The following is a 14222-nucleotide window of genomic DNA, read 5'->3' as shown; positions in this document are numbered from 1 at the left end:
TGCACCCGGCGGGCGGACGCTCGGGTATGTACGACGCGATCCTCCTCCCCGTGGCGCCGGGCGGCGAGGCGAACGACGCGGTCCCGCACGCGAAGAGCCTCGCGGAACGGTACGAAGCGACCGTGTACGTCGTCTCCGCGATCGACACGATCGCACAGACGCTTCGCGGCCCGCAGGCCGGCGCGTTCGCCGAGCGCGTCGAGGACGCGGCCGAGGAACGCGTCGAGACCGTGACGGCGGAGCTGGAGTCCGCGGGCGTCGACGTGGTCGGCAACGTCCTCCGCGGCGAGCCGGTCGACGTCATCGAGAACGCGATCAGTGACGTGGGCGCCGACATCGTCGTGATGCCGAGCCACGCCCGCTCCGGGATCCAGCGCGTGCTCCTCGGGAGCGTCACCGAGAAGGTCGTCCGGGTCTCTCCGGTCCCGGTCGTCACGGTGCCGATGGCCGACAGGGAGGACGCGGCGGCCGCCGACGCCGCGGGCGACGACGGGGCTCCCGACGCGGAGTGACCGAGGCATCGACGCCGGCGACCCGCGCGTTCCGGGTCGCGTACGACGGCCGCGAGTACGCCGGCTTTCAGCGCCAGCCCCACGCGACGACCGTCGAGGGGACCCTCCTTCGCGGGCTCGCCGAACACGGGATCCTCGACCGCGGCGACGGGCCGACGCACGCGACGCCGCCGGGATACGCAGCCGCGGGGCGGACGGACGCCGGCGTCTCGGCGGTCGCGCAGACAGTCGCGTTCGCGGCGCCCGACTGGCTCACCCCTCGGGCGTTCAACGGTCACCTCCCCGGGTCGGTACGCGTGTGGGCGGCCGCCGACGTGCCCGAGGGGCTCCACGCGACCCACGACGCAACCCGACGGACCTACCGCTACCACCTGTACGCGCCGGCTCGCAGCGACGGCGGTGACCGCCCGCACGCGGTCGACGACGACCGCGTCCGCGACGCCCTCGCGCGCCTCTCGGGGGAGCACGACTTCCACAACCTGACCAGCGACGAGAACGGAACTGTCCGAGACCTCACCGCCGGCGCGACCCGGGCGCGCGACCTCCTCGTCGTCGAGGTGTCCGCCGACGGGTTCCCGCGGGCGCTGGTGCGCCGGCTGGTCGCCGCGGTCCGCGCGGTCGGCCGGGGCGCGGCCGACCCGTCCCTGATCGACCGCCTGCTCGCTTCCGAGCCGGTCCCCGGCGAGCTCGGGGTCGGGCCCGCGCCGCCCGAGCCGCTGGTGCTGTGGGACGTGTCCTACGAGGGCGTCGCGTTCGCGGTCGACCCCGAGGCGGCCGAGAGCGCGACCGTCGCCTTCGGAGAGCGGTACCGCGACGCCCGACACGCGGCCGCGGCGACGGGCGCGATCCGGGACCGAATCGCCGAAGAGAACTGATCACCGAAACGGACTGATCGCGACCTACGCGGCGGACCCGCCGCCCGGCGTTTCCATCCCCTCGACCCGGACCAGCAGGGTGTTGCCGTCGACGTGGGTCGCGTCGATGACCCCAGAGAGCCGGAGGCCCGCGCCCGGCGTCGGACCGACGGTCACCCGGTCGCCCGCGTCGAAGGAGCCGACCGGACCGCGGATCACGAGCTCCGCCCGGCACAGCTCGGGGTTGGCGACACTGGAGAGGTCGATCTCCTCGACGTTTACGCCCTCCACCGGATCGCCCTCGCGCTCGACCGGCGTGCTCGCGGCGTCGTCCATCCGCTCCACGCCGAGCGTCTCGTAGGCCGCGTCGGTCGGGACGTAGCCGCCTTTCGGCCCGGCGACGCCCTTCACCAAGCCGATGTCGCGCAGGCTCTGCATGCGGTTTCGGACCGTTCCGGGGTTGCGGTCGATCGACTCGGCGATCGTCCGGCCGGACACCGGCGGGTCAGCGTTCTCCGCGAGGTTCACGAGCGCGGTGAGCACCCGTCTCTGACTCGTCGTGAGCTGTATCGTCGACATGGGCGTACTGAACGATTATCTGTGTATAAATGTTGGGTTATTTCTCCCTTATATTGTTTACCTTGGCATAGAAGAGCAGAAAAAGTGACTGTTCTGGACTAATAATTCTTTCACACGGTCATGTGTGTACTTCGAACCCGCGTAGAGAGTAAGTTTCTGCTTTTCGTTCAATCTACGCGGTTTCTTTCGGTTTAATATGAGAAATTATCTCCACAAAGTGCCAATCAATACGTAATCTTGGGAAGACCTTAAACAAAACCCACCGTGGGTATTTACCCGTCCGTTCGGAAGCGACGAGCGAACATGAGCTTTCGAACCGACGCCCGCGCGTGTCGGCGGTGCGGCTCGACCGCAAGGGCCGATCGACTCGCTCGAGGGCCGCGCAGTTCGAGCGGGCGGGCCCTCGACGGACGGGGTCCGGAACCGCCGTTCGGGGGGCGTATCGATGGGTGACCCGCGCTCGACCGCGTTCGAGTCGGGGACGGCGCCGGACCGCTCCGCGGCCGCGACGGGGAACGACCGAGACGCGTCGATCCGCGACGCCTCCGACGACGCCGTCGGCCCGTTCGAGGCCCCGGACCCGGAGTCGGAGCGCGAGCGGATTCGGACGTTCATCGACGACCGGGTCGCGGCCGCGAACGCGGCCGGGCTGGTCGTTAACATGAGCGGCGGGCTCGACTCCACGGTGACGGCGGCGCTGGCGGTCGAGGCACTCGGCGCCGACCGCGTGTACGGACTGATACTCCCGTGTAACAAGATCGGAGCGCCCCACGCCCGCGACGCCGAGGCGCTCGCGGACGCGCTCGGGATCGAACACGACACGGTCCACCTCCAGCCGCTGTTCGCGCAGTTCGGCGCGGTCGCGCCCGACCGGTTCGACCTCCACGACGAGCCGGTCCGCTCCGGGAACGCGATCGCGCGCCTCCGGATGACGCTCGCGTACCTCGCCGCCAACGCGACGGGGCGGCTCGTCTGCGGGACGACCAACCGGAGCGAACGTCTCCTCGGCTACGTGACGAAACACGGGGACGGCGCCGCCGACCTGCTCCCGCTCGGCCACCTGTACAAGACCGACGTCCGCGCGCTCGCCGACGAGCTCGAGGTGCCCGAGTTCGTCGTCGAGAAGCCGCCGACCGCGGGCTTCCTCCCCGGGCAGCGCGACGCGGACGACCTCGGCGCCCCCTACGAGGTTATCGACGCCGTGTTGCGGCTAGGCGTCGACCGCGGGCTCGACGCCGAGGCGATCGCCGAGCGGCTGTCGGGCGACGCCGACGAGGAGACGGTCGCCGACCTGCTCGCGCGCCACCGCGCCGCGGCGCACAAGCGCACGCCGCCGCCGATACCGACCGGGCGAGGGGACTAATCCCAGCCGGTCGGCCAGAGGCCGGCCGCGCGCATCCCCGTCTCGAAGTCGGCCTCGCGGAACGCCGCGATCAGGTCGTCGCGGTCGAGTCGGGGGGCATCGCGCTCGGGGGCCGCGAACTCGGCGACGAGCAGCGCGGTGAGCATCGCGTGCTCCCGAACGTTTCGGTCGTCGACCTTGTCGCGGGTGTCCGCGTGGGTGTGGCCCCACCCCCGCCCGCGGTCGCCGGAGTCGCTGTGGAGCTGGAGCGCCGGCACCCCGCGCCGGACGAACGGCCACTGGTCGGAGAACGGATGCGGCTCCGCGTCCACCGCGATCGGCTGGTCGGTCGCCGTCGACACCGCCTCCGCGACCGCCGCGGCCGTCTCGGAGGCGTGCGCCAGCGCCGCCAGGTCGCGGAACCGCCCCGCGCCGTCGACGTTGACCACCCCTTTCACCCGGTCGAGGTCGACCCGGTCGGCCAACCGTTCCGACCCGAGGAGCCCGACCTCCTCCGCTCCGACCGCGACCACGTCGACGCCGATCGGGAGGGCGGCCTCGGTCAGGATCCCCGCGGCGGTCGCGACGGTCGCGATCCCGCAGCCGTTGTCGAGCGCGCCCTCCGCGATGTCGTGGGCGTCGTAGTGCGCGAGCAGGAGGAGCCGCTCGTCGGTGTCCGGGCCCGCGCGACCGACCACGTTCCGGCTCTCGCCCGGTTCGGTCGTCGCCTCGACCGACAGCTCGGCGCGCGCGACGGGCTCCGGTTCGGTCGCGATCCCGCCGCGCCCATCGACCGCGTACTCCCGGAGCCACGCGCCGGTCTCCTTCGAGACGCCGACCGCGACGGCGTCGGCCTCCTCGCCGAAGGTCAGCGACCCGGTGGGCGGGAGCTGGCCGTCGAGGTGGTTGACGAAGACGAAGCCGACCGCGCCCGCGTCGATCGCGTACCCGAACTTCTCCATCCGGTGGACGAACCGGCCGCCCTCAGGGGTCGTCGTCGACGCGACCGCGATCCGCCCCCCGACGTCCCGCTCGTCGATCTCCGCGGGCGTGCCGTACCCCACGTCGACGAGGTCGCCGGCGACGCTCCCGCTCGGCGAGTACGGGAGCGCGAGCGCCTCGAACTCGCGGGTCGCCGCCGCGCCGTCGCGCTCGGGAGCCGTCACTCGGAGCGTCGCGCTCCCGCGCTCCCACGCCGCCACCTCGAACGGTCTCGTCTCGACGCCAGAGAGCCCCGCCCGCTCGAACGCGTCGGCGACGATCTCGGCGGCTCGGCGCTCGCCCTCGCCGCCCGCCATCCGGCTCCCGATCGCGGTGAGATCGGTGAGGAAGCGCCGCGGTTCGCCGTCAGTCCACGTCCGGCCGAGGGCCGGCGCGAGCTCGGCGCGTCGCTCGCGGACGCGCTCGACGGCCGCGGGATCGGCCGTCACGTCCGTCTCGTTCGGCTGTGAGTGCATGGAAACGACTCCGTCGGCGGCGGGTTAAGCGTGTGGCTCGCGGCACCCGAAACGCTACGTTCAAGTGGGACGGTTCGATACGTTCGAGTGAGCACCGTTGGTCCAGTGGTAGGACATTAGCTTCCCAAGCTAATAGCCCGGGTTCGATTCCCGGACGGTGCACTCCCTTCGGTCGTGCACCGTCCGTACCCCCGCTCGCAGGCTCGCGGGGGTCCCGGAGAGTGCGTTTCTGTGGCGAGCGACACCGCGAGCCACGGACCTATTTTTAAATGTACTACACCTGCTCACTCGCGTCGCACGGTCACCACCTGACGGATGGCGTACTCCGCTCCGCCCACGATCAGCGCCACGCCGAGCACGGCGACCCACCCGATCAGGTACCAGCCGAACGGCGTCGGGTCCACCGGGGTGAGAGTCGCGGCCGGCGCGACGGTCACGGACCACGTCCCGTACGCCGACGCGGCGAACGCGACGCCGACGACGATCGACGGGGCGACGAGCCGTGTCTCGGCGAGAATCGCGACCGGGACCGCTCCGAGCAACAGCCCGCCGACGGCGACGTACCATTAAAAAGGGGGAGACGTCGATCGAGAACTCGAACCACTCGGCGAGCGCGGCGGTGACGACCAGGTGAGCGAGACCGGCGATCAGACCGGTCCCGAGCGCTCGACGGGAGGGGACGAGGGACGCGATCGCGGGGGACACGGAGATCCGTTCCGCGACGCGATTGATAAACCCACCTCGCCGCGCGCGCGTTCCCGGCCGTCAGAAGATGTTCGCCTGTCCGTACACCGAGATTCCGGAGTCGGTGATGTCGTACGGCTTCGACTGCCGGGAGTGGTTCGCGTCGCGGATCTTCTGGATCTCCACGGCGAGGCGCGTCTCGCGGAAGTCGGTCCCGCGGATGTACTGGAGCACGAACACCGCGTCGGTGAGGTACTCGACGATCCCGTGCCGGGAGGCGTAGGGGTTCTCCTCGCTCGCCTCCGAGGTGAGCAGGGTCGTGACGCCCGCCTCCTTCAGCGAGCGGGTGAACCCGAACACCTCGGACCGGCGCTTCGCCGGGTGGTCGTACATCATCTCGAGGAGCGAGACCGAGTCGAGCACCAGCCGGTCGGCGTCGAACTCGGCGATGAGCCGGACGAGGTCGTTCCGGATCGACGCCAGCGAGTTGGCCATCTCGATCGGGTCGATGGCGACGACCGCGAGCCGGTCCGCCTCCGCGTGCTCGCGGAACGACCACCCCTTCTCCTCCGCGGTCGAGAGGATCGACTCCCGGGTCTGTTCGAGGGTGATGTAGATCCCCTTCCGGTCGGACTCGAGCGCCTCGTTGAGGAACTGGAGCGCGAACGTCGTCTTCCCGGTCCCGGCGCCGCCGATGACCGACAGCAGCGAGCGGCGCGGGACCCCGCCGAGGATCATCTCGTCGAGCCCCTCGATCCCGATGTCGGTCCGCTCGATCGCCGACTCGAACTCGTCGGGGTCGACGTCGAACCCCGGCGACGAGTCGCCGCCCGCCCCGCCGGCGAACTCGTCGAACCCCATCCCGCTCGGGTCCCCCGAGCCGCTCCCGGCGGTTCCTCGGTACCCGCCGAAGGGGTCTGCCGACCCGCCGCCGACCTCCTCGCTCTCCCCCGGCCCGCCGCCGGTCGCCCCGCTGCCCGACCCGCCGAAGGGGTCACCGTCACCGAACGACCCGCCGCCGAACTCCCCGCCGGAGCCGGTCGATTCGGACGGTTCGTCCCCCGATGAGGCGCTTGACGAGCCGCCGAACGGGTCTTCCTCGCCGAAGGATCCGCCGCCGAACGAGTCTTCCTCGCCGAACGGATCGCCGTCGCCGAACGAGTCTCCACTGAACGACTCCTCCTCGACCGACTCCTCCTCGACCGACTCCCCATCGACCGACTCCCCGCCGAACGGGTCGGCCGCGTCGTCTCCGGCGTCTCGCGTCGGGTCCCGCTCGCCGTCTCGAATCCCGCCGAACGGGTCGCGTCCCCGATCGCCTGGCCGGTCGTCGTCTCCGTCGGTTCCGACGTCCGATTCGGCCGCGCCTCCCTCCTCGACGACCGCCTCGTCGTCGGTCTCGCCATGGTCGTGCGTGTCGGCCGCCTCGTCGCCGGCCGCACCGCTGTCCCCGTCGCCGGCCGCACCGCTGTCCCCGTCGATGTCCCGCAACGCGCGCTCGAACCAGTCGTCGTCCTCGCTCATGGTCCCAGTCGGCCGTGGGGGGTCGACATGGTTCTGGCAAGGCGGGCGGGCGGCTTGAAACTTTCCGGAACCGCGGTCCGATGTCCGCATCCTTTTGTCCGGCGGCGAGAATCGGTCGCCCATGGAGGTCGGAATCGTGGCGCGGAAGGGGAGCGAGCGCGCGGTCGCGGTCGCCGACGAGCTGCGCGACGCGGTCGTCGGCGGCGGCGCGTCCGTCTGGCTCGACGCGGAGACCGCCGGCGCGCTCGGCGAGCCGGCGGCCGGCCGCGCGGTCGACGCGCTGGCGGACTGCGACCTCGCGGTCGCGGTCGGCGGCGACGGGACGTTCCTCTTCGTGGCGCGCAACGCCGAGGACACCCCGATCGTCGGCGTCAACCTCGGCGAGGTCGGCTTCCTCAACGCCGTCCCTCCCGAAGCGGCCGAGGAGGCCCTCCTCTCGGAGGTCGAGGCGTTCGACCACGGGGAGATGGACGTGCGGGAAGCGCCGCGGCTCGCCGCCCGGACCGGCGACTGGGCCTCCGTCCCGGCGGCCAACGAGATCGTGATCCAGAGCGGCCGGCGCGGCCCCGGCGCCGGGATCGACTACGAGGTCCGCGTGGACGGGAGCCGGTACGCCGGCGGGCACGCTGACGGGGTCCTCGTCGCGACGCCGACCGGCTCGACCGCGTACAACCTCTCGGAAGACGGCCCGCTCGTCCACCCCGACGTGAGCGGGCTCGTCATCAACGAGATGGCCGCCGACGAGGGGATGCCGCCGCTCGTGGTCGACGCCGACGCGACCGTGACCGTATCGGTCGAGGGCGTCGACGGGTTCGTCGTCGCGAGCGACGGACGGAACACGACGACGCTCTCCGCCCCGGCCGAGGTGACCGTCGAGCGGACGACGCCGCCGATGCGGATCGCGGGGCCCCCCTCCGACTTCTTCGAAGCGCTCGGGAAGCTGTCGTGACCCGAGGTGCGTGAGGCCGCTCGACACGCCGCTTCGCCCGATCGCGGTGCGGACGCCGACTCGCAAGCTTCAACCGCCGGTCGACCGCATCTCCCGTGCATGTCGCTTCCGACCGGGCTGGCGCCGTTCGCGGATCAGTCGCGGACCGACCACGCCGCCGTCCTCGCCGCCGGCGCGCTCGTCTGCCTGATCGGCTACGTCGGCGTCGCCGCCCTCCTGTACGGACTCGGCGCCCTCGACCACGCCGCCCCGGACGGCCCCCGGCGAGTCGCGTCCGCGGGCGCGTCGGCGGCCTGTTGGGGGGTTTACGCCGCCGCGTTCGCGCGGGGGAAGGGCGGACCCGTGACGAACGCGTTCCTCTCCCCGACCGCGACCGTGGCGGTCGTCCCGGCCGCGTTCCGGTGGGCCGCGTTCGGGCCGGCGTGGGGCGCGCTCCGGGACCGGATCGGCCTCTTCCTCTTTCGACCGGGCCTGTTCGTCGACGCCGCCGCGCTGACCCTCCCCGGTCTCGCCTTCGCCGCCGGTCTGCTCGCGATATGGGCGAGTCGGCTCGACGAGGCCGCGGTCGAGGCGTGGCAACGCGAGCATCTCTCGACCGAGTTCCGTCGGGCGTTCGTCGAGGAGTGAGTTATTAAAAGGCCAGAGCGCTCCACAAAGCGTTTATCCCCCGAGAGAACATCACCGCTCGTGAATCGCCGAACCGGGATCGTCGGGTACGTCCTCGCGGGGGGTGCGCTGGCGGCGCTCGCGGCGGTCGCGTGGGCCGTCTCCCCCGACGCCGTGCTCGGGCCGCTGTCGTGGTTCGCCGGCGACCCGGTCCGGTTCGGCGCCGCACTCGTCGCGCTGACGGCGGTCAGACCGTTCCTCGCGTGGCCGACGACGCTGCTCGCCGTCGTCGCCGGCTTCGGGTACGGCTGGGCCGGAGTCCCGGTCGGCGTCGCCGCGATGGTCGCCACCGCGCTCCCGCCTTACTGGCTCGCGCGGGCCGGCCGCGTCCGGGCACGCGAGTGTTCTCGGCTCGCCGACCGGCTCTGCGGCGCGGGCGAGCGGTTCGCCGACGCCACCGGGGGAGTCCGAGCCGTCGCCGGGACCCGCCTGCTGCCCGTGCCCTCCGACGCCGTCTCGGTCGCCGCGGGCGGGGCCGGCGTCCGACTCCGGTCGCTGCTCGTCGGCACGGCGGTCGGAGAGTTCCCGTGGGCGGTCGTGGGCGTCGCGATCGGGGTCTCCGTCGACCGGCTCGCGGAGGGCGGCACCGCTTCGATCGATCCCGCCGCGGTGCTCGCGATGGCCGGCGTCGGAGCGCTGCTGCTCGGCGGACCGTTGTATCGAACGTTTACCAGTGACAGCGCGTCGCCGACCGCGTGATCTGGGTCGGCGCGGCGAGCGTCGTCGCACGCGTCGAACGAAACCGACCGCCCCGACGCGAGAGCCGCGGCAGGACGATCGAACGGGTCGTGTGCCTCCGACGGGGGACCGACGCGAGCGTGCATTCCCCTGGTCCCCGAATCCCGGGACCGCTCCCAGCCCTGACCCCGAAGCGCGGCCGATACGGCCGGTTCGACCGCCGATCGGCGACCTGACCGCGGCTTCAACGGGGGATCGAGGGGAACGCGACGCGTCGAGGGTTACGCGGTCTCGTCGTCGCTTTCGTTGGTTCCGCCGCTGTCGTCGCCGTCTCCGGACTCGCCGTCCGTTTCCTCGTAATCGACCTCTATCCCGCTCGGAACCGGTCGGAGGAGGTACCGTCCGTTCCCGCGGCGGACCGGGGCGAAGTCGGCGGTGAACACCGTTCGGGTGTCCTCGCGCACGTCGAACTCCGCGTTGAACGTCAGCGGGGCGTTCCCCGGGAGGTCGACCTCGGCCTCACCGCCCTCGACGAGCGTTCCGTCGGCGTTCGACACGTCCAACTGGAGGAAGCGGTAGGTGCCGACCGACAGCTCCCGCTCGTCGATCAGCTTCGTCTCACCGTCCTGGAGCTGGACGAGGTCTGCCTCCTGCGGCTCGTCGAACTCGTGGTACTCGCGGCCGGCGGGTTCGCCATCGCCGTCGTCCTCGTCGTCCCCGCCGTCGTCAGTCTCGTTGCCGGACGACTCGTCGTCCGTCGCGTTCTCGTCGTCAGTCTCGTTCCCGTCTGCGCCGCTCTCGGCGCCCTCGGGGCCGAGCCAGATCCCTTCGACGGTGACCACGAGCGACTCGAAGTCGGCGATGTCGGCGGGCTGGTCGGTGACCGCGGTCGCGAGCGTTCCGGTCGCGCGGCCGACGCAGCCGGCGAGGCCGGCCGCACCGAGCGCGGCGGCGCCGGTCGCCTGCAGGTAGGTTCGCCGGTCGAGCGCGTCGAGGTCGGGCGTGCGGTCCGTCACGTTACGCACCCCCCTCGGCGTCGGCCTCGTCGTCTTCACCGGCGTCGTCGCCGGCGATGTCGCTCACGTTCTCACCGAGATCGTCGACACCCCCGGAGAGGAAGTCGTTCACGCTACTCAGGATGTCGCCGACGAAGTCCGGAACCGCGTCCGGGAGGTCGCTCGGCGGGCCGGCGTCGCCCGAGCTGTTGTCCGGTCCGGGCGTCGCGGCGACGGCACCGGCCGCCGCGCCGGTCCCGATCAGTACCACCGTGGCGAGCGCCACGATCAGTGTCGTTCGGATCGCGTTCATGACGATTGGCTCTCGCGTCGCTACGCCCTTTAACACCCCAAGCCGTTTGGCCGAGTTATGCCCGATTTAATCCGGATTAGCCGCAGGTAGCGACTCTCAAACGGCGTTTCTGTGAGATCGGCGTATCGCTTATAAAAGAACGGATCGGACGGCCGCGGTCGGCGGCGCGGCCGCGGACCGCGTCAGCGGCGCGGTTCCGCGCGTACGACGGCCGGGTCGACCTCGTACGGGGCCGGTCCGGCCGGTCCGGCCGGGGGTGGCGACGCGCTCAGGGCTCCAGCCGGTTCGGGTCGCGCGGGAACATGATCGCCTCCTTGATGTTGTCAAGGCCGGCGACCTGCTGGACGAGCCGGTCGATACCGAGGCCGTAGCCGCCGTGGGGCGGGGTACCGAAGCTGAGCGCCTCGATGTAGAACTCGAAGTTGGCCGTCTCGACGCCCTCCTCCTCCATGACCTCGACCATGCGGTCGACGTCGTGCTCGCGCTGGCCGCCCGAGGAGAGCTCCTGTCCCTTATAAATGAGGTCGAACTTCCGCGAGGCGATGTCGTCGCCCTCGACGTCTTGCATGTAGTAGAACTTCTCGTCGGGGTAGCCGACGACGAAGAACGCGGGGTGGCCCCGCTCTTCGAAGTGCTCGCCGAGCAGCTTCTCCCCTTTCGTGTCGAGGTCGGTCGGGTCGTCCGGGAAGTGTCCGAACTCGGTCTCGAGGATGTCGAGCGCCTCGTCGAAGGTGATCCGCGGGAAGTCGTCTTCGGGAACCTCGAGGTCGACGTCGAGCAGGTCGAGCTCGCGCTCGGCGCTCTCGGCGACCGCGCGGAGCGCGTGGCGCAGCGACTCCTCCTGGACGTCCATCACGTCGTCGTGGTCGTCGATGTACGCGAGCTCCACGTCGAACATCGCGATCTCGGAGACGTGCCGGGAGGTGGCGAAGTCCTCGGCGCGGAACGCGGTGCCCGTCTCGTAGACGGCCTCATAGCCCGACGCCATCAGCATCTGCTTGTACAGCTGGGGGCTCTGCGAGAGGAACGCGTCCTTGTTGTAGTAGAGGATCGGGAACAGCTCGGCGCCGCCCTCCGCGCCGCCCTTCGAGATGAGCGGCGTCTTGATGTCGACGAACCCCTCGTCGTCGAACCACTCCTCCATCGCCGTCATCAGCTTCGAGCGCAGGGTGAACACCGCGAGCGTCTCCGGCTTCCGGAGGTCGAGCGCGCGGTTGTCGAGCCGGGTCGAGAGGTCGACCTCGATGTCCTTCGAGATCTCCAGCGGGAGCGGGGAGTCGGCCTCGTCGATGACCTCGTACTCGGTCGGCGCGATCTCGACGCCGCCGGGCGCCTGATCGCTCTCAAGCGGCTCGCCGACGACCCGGACCACGTCCTCGGCGCCCACGTCTTGGACGGCCTCGAACAGCTCCGGCTCGCGCTCCTCTTTGAAGACGATCTGGATGAGCCCCTCGCGGTCGCGCACGATGAGGAAGACGAGGCCTCCCAGGTCGCGGATCTCGTGGACGTGGCCGGCGATGGCGACCTCGTCCGCGTCCGGTTCGACGTCCGACGTGTGGATTCGCTCGATCATGACGGTGGCTGCTTACGCGCAACTGGTCGGGCGTTCGTCATAGGCCTGTCGTCTCGCCCTCACCGGAACCGGCCGATCTGGGTCATCTGCGCGGGATTCGCGGCCGCGCCTCGGTGAGACCGGCACCACAGATATGAGCACAGTTACCGATACACACGGTCTCAGTAGATTTAATAATCATCCGACATATCAGGGCTGTAACGGCGCTCTCGCGCCGCCGGAGTCCGCGTATGACCCGCTTCCGTTCCATCGCATCGGCGTTCGCCGCCGTCGTCAGCGGCGCGCTCCTCGGCTGGAACGGCTACGGGACTCCGGAGACACGGTCCGCCCGCCCGACCGCGTGACGCGCGTCGGCTGGGGAGTTCCCCGCGGGACGGACCGCATCCCGACTTCTCCAGCCGTCGCTGCGTCGCTCGGCGGTCGCCGCCCAGCGGTTGGCGATCACCGGTCACCGGACGCGACCGTGCCCCCTCGCGAGCGTCGGGTTCGCCGTCGACGGCGGGCCCGCGTTCGAGGCCGCGGACCGGTCCGCGCCGCGTTCGACTCGCGGCGAGGGGCTATGGCAGCAGCCATCCACTCACAGACCGTGGAAGCGACCGTGACGGTCCGCGTCTCGCAGGCCGCCGCCGGCGACCTCGAAGCCGGCGCCCGTGCGCAACTGGAGCGCGTCGACGGCGTCGCCGTCGAGGACCTGTCGATCGCCGGCCTCCAGCCGGGGCTCAACGACACGACCGTCGAGGCGGTCACGACCCTCTCGGTCCGGAGCGCGGACCGGCCCGGCGAGCGCGTCGCAGAGCGCGTCGCCGACCGGCTGGCCGACGGGTTCGGCGTCGAACCGAAGGAGGTCGAGCGGGTCGAACCGCCGGGGTGATCGGCGGTCCCAGTTGGGGTCTACTCCGCTCCGAGCCGATCGCGAACCTCCCGCTCCGCCCGTCGGAGCACGTCTCGGATCGGGAGCCCGGTCGCCTCGGCGACCGCGGCGGCGGCGTCGTACTCGGCGCTCACGTCGTAGACGTCGCCGTCGGCGGTCGACGCGACCTTCACCGTCACCTCGTGGTCGTCGCCGTCGACCGAGAGGACCGCCGTCTCGAAGTCGCGCTCGGCGATCCACCGGTGGCTCGCGCCGGACTGGCGGACCCCCAGGGTCCCGGTCTCGCGGGCGAGCCGCTCCGCGAGCGCCCCGGCGTCCGCTGGCTTGCAGATCACCTTCACGAGGTGCCCCGGTCGCGACTTCTTCATCGTGGTCGGCACGACCGTCACGTCGCGCGCCCCGGCGCGCTTGAGCGTCTCCTGGAGCCCGCCGAGCACCTCGGGAGCGGCGTCGTCGAGGTTCGTTTCGAGGACGGCGACGTCGTCGTGGACGAGGCCGCCTCCGCTCTCGGGCGCGTCGGTGTCGGCGGCGCCGGCGTGGTGCCCGCCGCCGTGCTGCCCGCCGGCGTGGTGCCCGCCGCCGTGCTGCCCGTGACCCGCGGCGTCAGGCTCGCGCCCCTCGCCGACCAGCGCCCGGAGCACGTTCGGATGGTCCGGGAAGGTCGCGTCGCCCGCTCCGTAGCCGGCGGCGTCGACGGCGAGGTCGGGGAGCGCGTCGACGCCCTCGGCGACCGCCGCGAGGATCGCGGCGCCCGTGGGCGTGAGCAGCTCGCGATCGACCGGCCCGCCGACCACCGAGAAATCGGCGCCGGCGACGACCTCGGTCGTCGCGGGCGCGGGGACCGGGTAGACCCCGTGGCTCATCTCAACGGCGCCGCCGCCCGTCGCGACCGGGGTGGTCGCGACCCGGTCTGGATCGAGGTCGTCGAGCAGCAGCGCCGCGCCAACCACGTCGGCGATCGCGTCGTCGGCGCCGACCTCGTGGAAGTGGGTCTCGTCGAGGTCGGTGCCGTGGACCGACGCCTCCGCGCGGCCGAGGCGCTCGAAGGCGTCGAGCGCGACCGACTCGACGGACTCGGGGAGGGACATCGACTCGACGAGCGCGACGACCTCGGGGTAGCTGCGGTGGACGCCGGCCCCTTCGGCGTGTTCCGGGTCGTGATGGGTGTGGTTGTCGTCGTGGTCGTGACCGTGTCCGTGGCCGTGACCGTGACCGTGCTCGTGGT

General features: G+C 71.6%; 15 protein-coding genes and 1 tRNA gene. 8 read left to right on the top strand and 8 right to left on the bottom strand.

Going from position 1 to position 14222, the window contains the following annotated elements:
- Positions 1 to 26: 26 nt before the first annotated feature.
- The gene (locus C468_RS08960) at positions 27 to 512 is read left to right on the top strand and encodes a universal stress protein (RefSeq protein ID WP_008848570.1); all 486 of its coding nucleotides are present in this window, start codon (positions 27 to 29) and stop codon (positions 510 to 512) included.
- Positions 509 to 1387: a tRNA pseudouridine(38-40) synthase TruA gene (truA, locus tag C468_RS08955; protein WP_008848569.1), complete on the top strand. Its 879-nt coding sequence runs from the start codon at positions 509 to 511 to the stop codon at positions 1385 to 1387. The genes C468_RS08960 and truA overlap by 4 nt, the downstream gene beginning before the upstream one ends.
- A 24-nt stretch (positions 1388 to 1411) precedes the next feature.
- Here the strand turns inward: truA and C468_RS08950 are convergent, their stop codons facing one another.
- The gene (locus C468_RS08950; protein ID WP_008848568.1) at positions 1412 to 1945 is read right to left on the bottom strand and encodes an Rrf2 family transcriptional regulator; all 534 of its coding nucleotides are present in this window, start codon (positions 1943 to 1945) and stop codon (positions 1412 to 1414) included.
- Positions 1946 to 2390: 445 nt separating this feature from the next.
- On the opposite strand from C468_RS08950, the gene C468_RS08945 reads away from it, so the two are divergent.
- A complete protein-coding gene (locus C468_RS08945) occupies positions 2391 to 3308 on the top strand; it encodes an NAD+ synthase (RefSeq protein ID WP_008848567.1) in 918 nt (305 codons plus the stop codon).
- Here the strand turns inward: C468_RS08945 and C468_RS08940 are convergent.
- Positions 3305 to 4744 carry a M28 family metallopeptidase gene (locus C468_RS08940; protein WP_008848566.1) on the bottom strand — a complete coding sequence of 480 codons (1440 nt, stop codon included), beginning with the start codon at positions 4742 to 4744 and terminating at the stop codon, positions 3305 to 3307. The genes C468_RS08945 and C468_RS08940 overlap by 4 nt on opposite strands.
- Positions 4745 to 4835: 91 nt before the next feature.
- On the opposite strand from C468_RS08940, the gene C468_RS08935 reads away from it, so the two are divergent.
- Positions 4836 to 4906: transfer RNA gene (locus C468_RS08935), tRNA-Gly, on the top strand.
- Between the two features lie 122 nt (positions 4907 to 5028).
- Here the strand turns inward: C468_RS08935 and C468_RS08930 are convergent.
- Complete coding sequence (locus C468_RS08930) at positions 5029 to 5286, bottom strand: hypothetical protein (protein WP_008848565.1); 258 nt, start codon at positions 5284 to 5286, stop codon at positions 5029 to 5031.
- A 223-nt stretch (positions 5287 to 5509) separates the two neighbouring features.
- The gene (locus tag C468_RS08925) at positions 5510 to 6952 is read right to left on the bottom strand and encodes a KaiC domain-containing protein (RefSeq protein WP_008848564.1); all 1443 of its coding nucleotides are present in this window, start codon (positions 6950 to 6952) and stop codon (positions 5510 to 5512) included.
- A gap of 121 nt (positions 6953 to 7073) precedes the next feature.
- On the opposite strand from C468_RS08925, the gene C468_RS08920 reads away from it, so the two are divergent.
- From C468_RS08920 to C468_RS08910, 3 genes are all read left to right on the top strand, one after another.
- The gene (locus C468_RS08920) at positions 7074 to 7901 is read left to right on the top strand and encodes an NAD(+)/NADH kinase (protein WP_008848563.1); all 828 of its coding nucleotides are present in this window, start codon (positions 7074 to 7076) and stop codon (positions 7899 to 7901) included.
- 99 nt (positions 7902 to 8000) lie between these two features.
- The gene (locus tag C468_RS08915) at positions 8001 to 8528 is read left to right on the top strand and encodes a hypothetical protein (protein WP_008848562.1); all 528 of its coding nucleotides are present in this window, start codon (positions 8001 to 8003) and stop codon (positions 8526 to 8528) included.
- 60 nt (positions 8529 to 8588) lie between these two features.
- Positions 8589 to 9266 carry a TVP38/TMEM64 family protein gene (locus C468_RS08910; RefSeq protein ID WP_008848561.1) on the top strand — a complete coding sequence of 226 codons (678 nt, stop codon included), beginning with the start codon at positions 8589 to 8591 and terminating at the stop codon, positions 9264 to 9266.
- Positions 9267 to 9526: 260 nt separating this feature from the next.
- Here the strand turns inward: C468_RS08910 and C468_RS08900 are convergent, their stop codons facing one another.
- From C468_RS08900 to aspS, 3 genes are all read right to left on the bottom strand, one after another.
- Positions 9527 to 10261 (bottom strand): DUF4382 domain-containing protein, encoded by a 735-nt coding sequence (locus C468_RS08900; RefSeq protein ID WP_049912153.1) that lies wholly within the window; start codon positions 10259 to 10261, stop codon positions 9527 to 9529.
- 1 nt (position 10262) lies between these two features.
- Positions 10263 to 10553: a hypothetical protein gene (locus tag C468_RS08895; protein ID WP_008848559.1), complete on the bottom strand. Its 291-nt coding sequence runs from the start codon at positions 10551 to 10553 to the stop codon at positions 10263 to 10265.
- A gap of 268 nt (positions 10554 to 10821) precedes the next feature.
- Positions 10822 to 12126 carry an aspartate--tRNA(Asn) ligase gene (gene aspS / locus C468_RS08890; RefSeq protein WP_008848558.1) on the bottom strand — a complete coding sequence of 435 codons (1305 nt, stop codon included), beginning with the start codon at positions 12124 to 12126 and terminating at the stop codon, positions 10822 to 10824.
- 559 nt (positions 12127 to 12685) lie between these two features.
- On the opposite strand from aspS, the gene C468_RS08885 reads away from it, so the two are divergent.
- The gene (locus C468_RS08885; RefSeq protein ID WP_008848556.1) at positions 12686 to 12997 is read left to right on the top strand and encodes a hypothetical protein; all 312 of its coding nucleotides are present in this window, start codon (positions 12686 to 12688) and stop codon (positions 12995 to 12997) included.
- Positions 12998 to 13017: 20 nt separating this feature from the next.
- Here the strand turns inward: C468_RS08885 and larC are convergent.
- Positions 13018 to 14222: nickel pincer cofactor biosynthesis protein LarC (larC, locus tag C468_RS08880; RefSeq protein ID WP_008848555.1), on the bottom strand; the 1205-nt coding region annotated here is incomplete at its 5' end.

It is taken from the genome of Halorubrum kocurii JCM 14978 (assembly GCF_000337355.1).
GTDB lineage: Archaea > Halobacteriota > Halobacteria > Halobacteriales > Haloferacaceae > Halorubrum > Halorubrum kocurii.
Note: the sequence above shows the minus strand (reverse complement) of the source record. Positions and strands in the feature narration are given on the sequence as shown.

What these genes read in the sequence shown, in the direction of transcription:
- C468_RS08915 (WP_008848562.1), top strand. Translation starts at nt 8,001, where the DNA reads ATGTCGCTTCCGACCGGGCTGGCGCCGTTCGCGGATCAGTCGCGGACC.
- C468_RS08950 (WP_008848568.1), bottom strand. Translation starts at nt 1,945, where the DNA reads ATGTCGACGATACAGCTCACGACGAGTCAGAGACGGGTGCTCACCGCG.
- C468_RS08960 (WP_008848570.1), top strand. Translation starts at nt 27, where the DNA reads ATGTACGACGCGATCCTCCTCCCCGTGGCGCCGGGCGGCGAGGCGAAC.
- C468_RS08895 (WP_008848559.1), bottom strand. Translation starts at nt 10,553, where the DNA reads ATGAACGCGATCCGAACGACACTGATCGTGGCGCTCGCCACGGTGGTA.
- C468_RS08885 (WP_008848556.1), top strand. Translation starts at nt 12,686, where the DNA reads ATGGCAGCAGCCATCCACTCACAGACCGTGGAAGCGACCGTGACGGTC.
- aspS (WP_008848558.1), bottom strand. Translation starts at nt 12,126, where the DNA reads ATGATCGAGCGAATCCACACGTCGGACGTCGAACCGGACGCGGACGAG.
- C468_RS08925 (WP_008848564.1), bottom strand. Translation starts at nt 6,952, where the DNA reads ATGAGCGAGGACGACGACTGGTTCGAGCGCGCGTTGCGGGACATCGAC.
- C468_RS08940 (WP_008848566.1), bottom strand. Translation starts at nt 4,744, where the DNA reads ATGCACTCACAGCCGAACGAGACGGACGTGACGGCCGATCCCGCGGCC.
- C468_RS08945 (WP_008848567.1), top strand. Translation starts at nt 2,391, where the DNA reads ATGGGTGACCCGCGCTCGACCGCGTTCGAGTCGGGGACGGCGCCGGAC.
- C468_RS08920 (WP_008848563.1), top strand. Translation starts at nt 7,074, where the DNA reads ATGGAGGTCGGAATCGTGGCGCGGAAGGGGAGCGAGCGCGCGGTCGCG.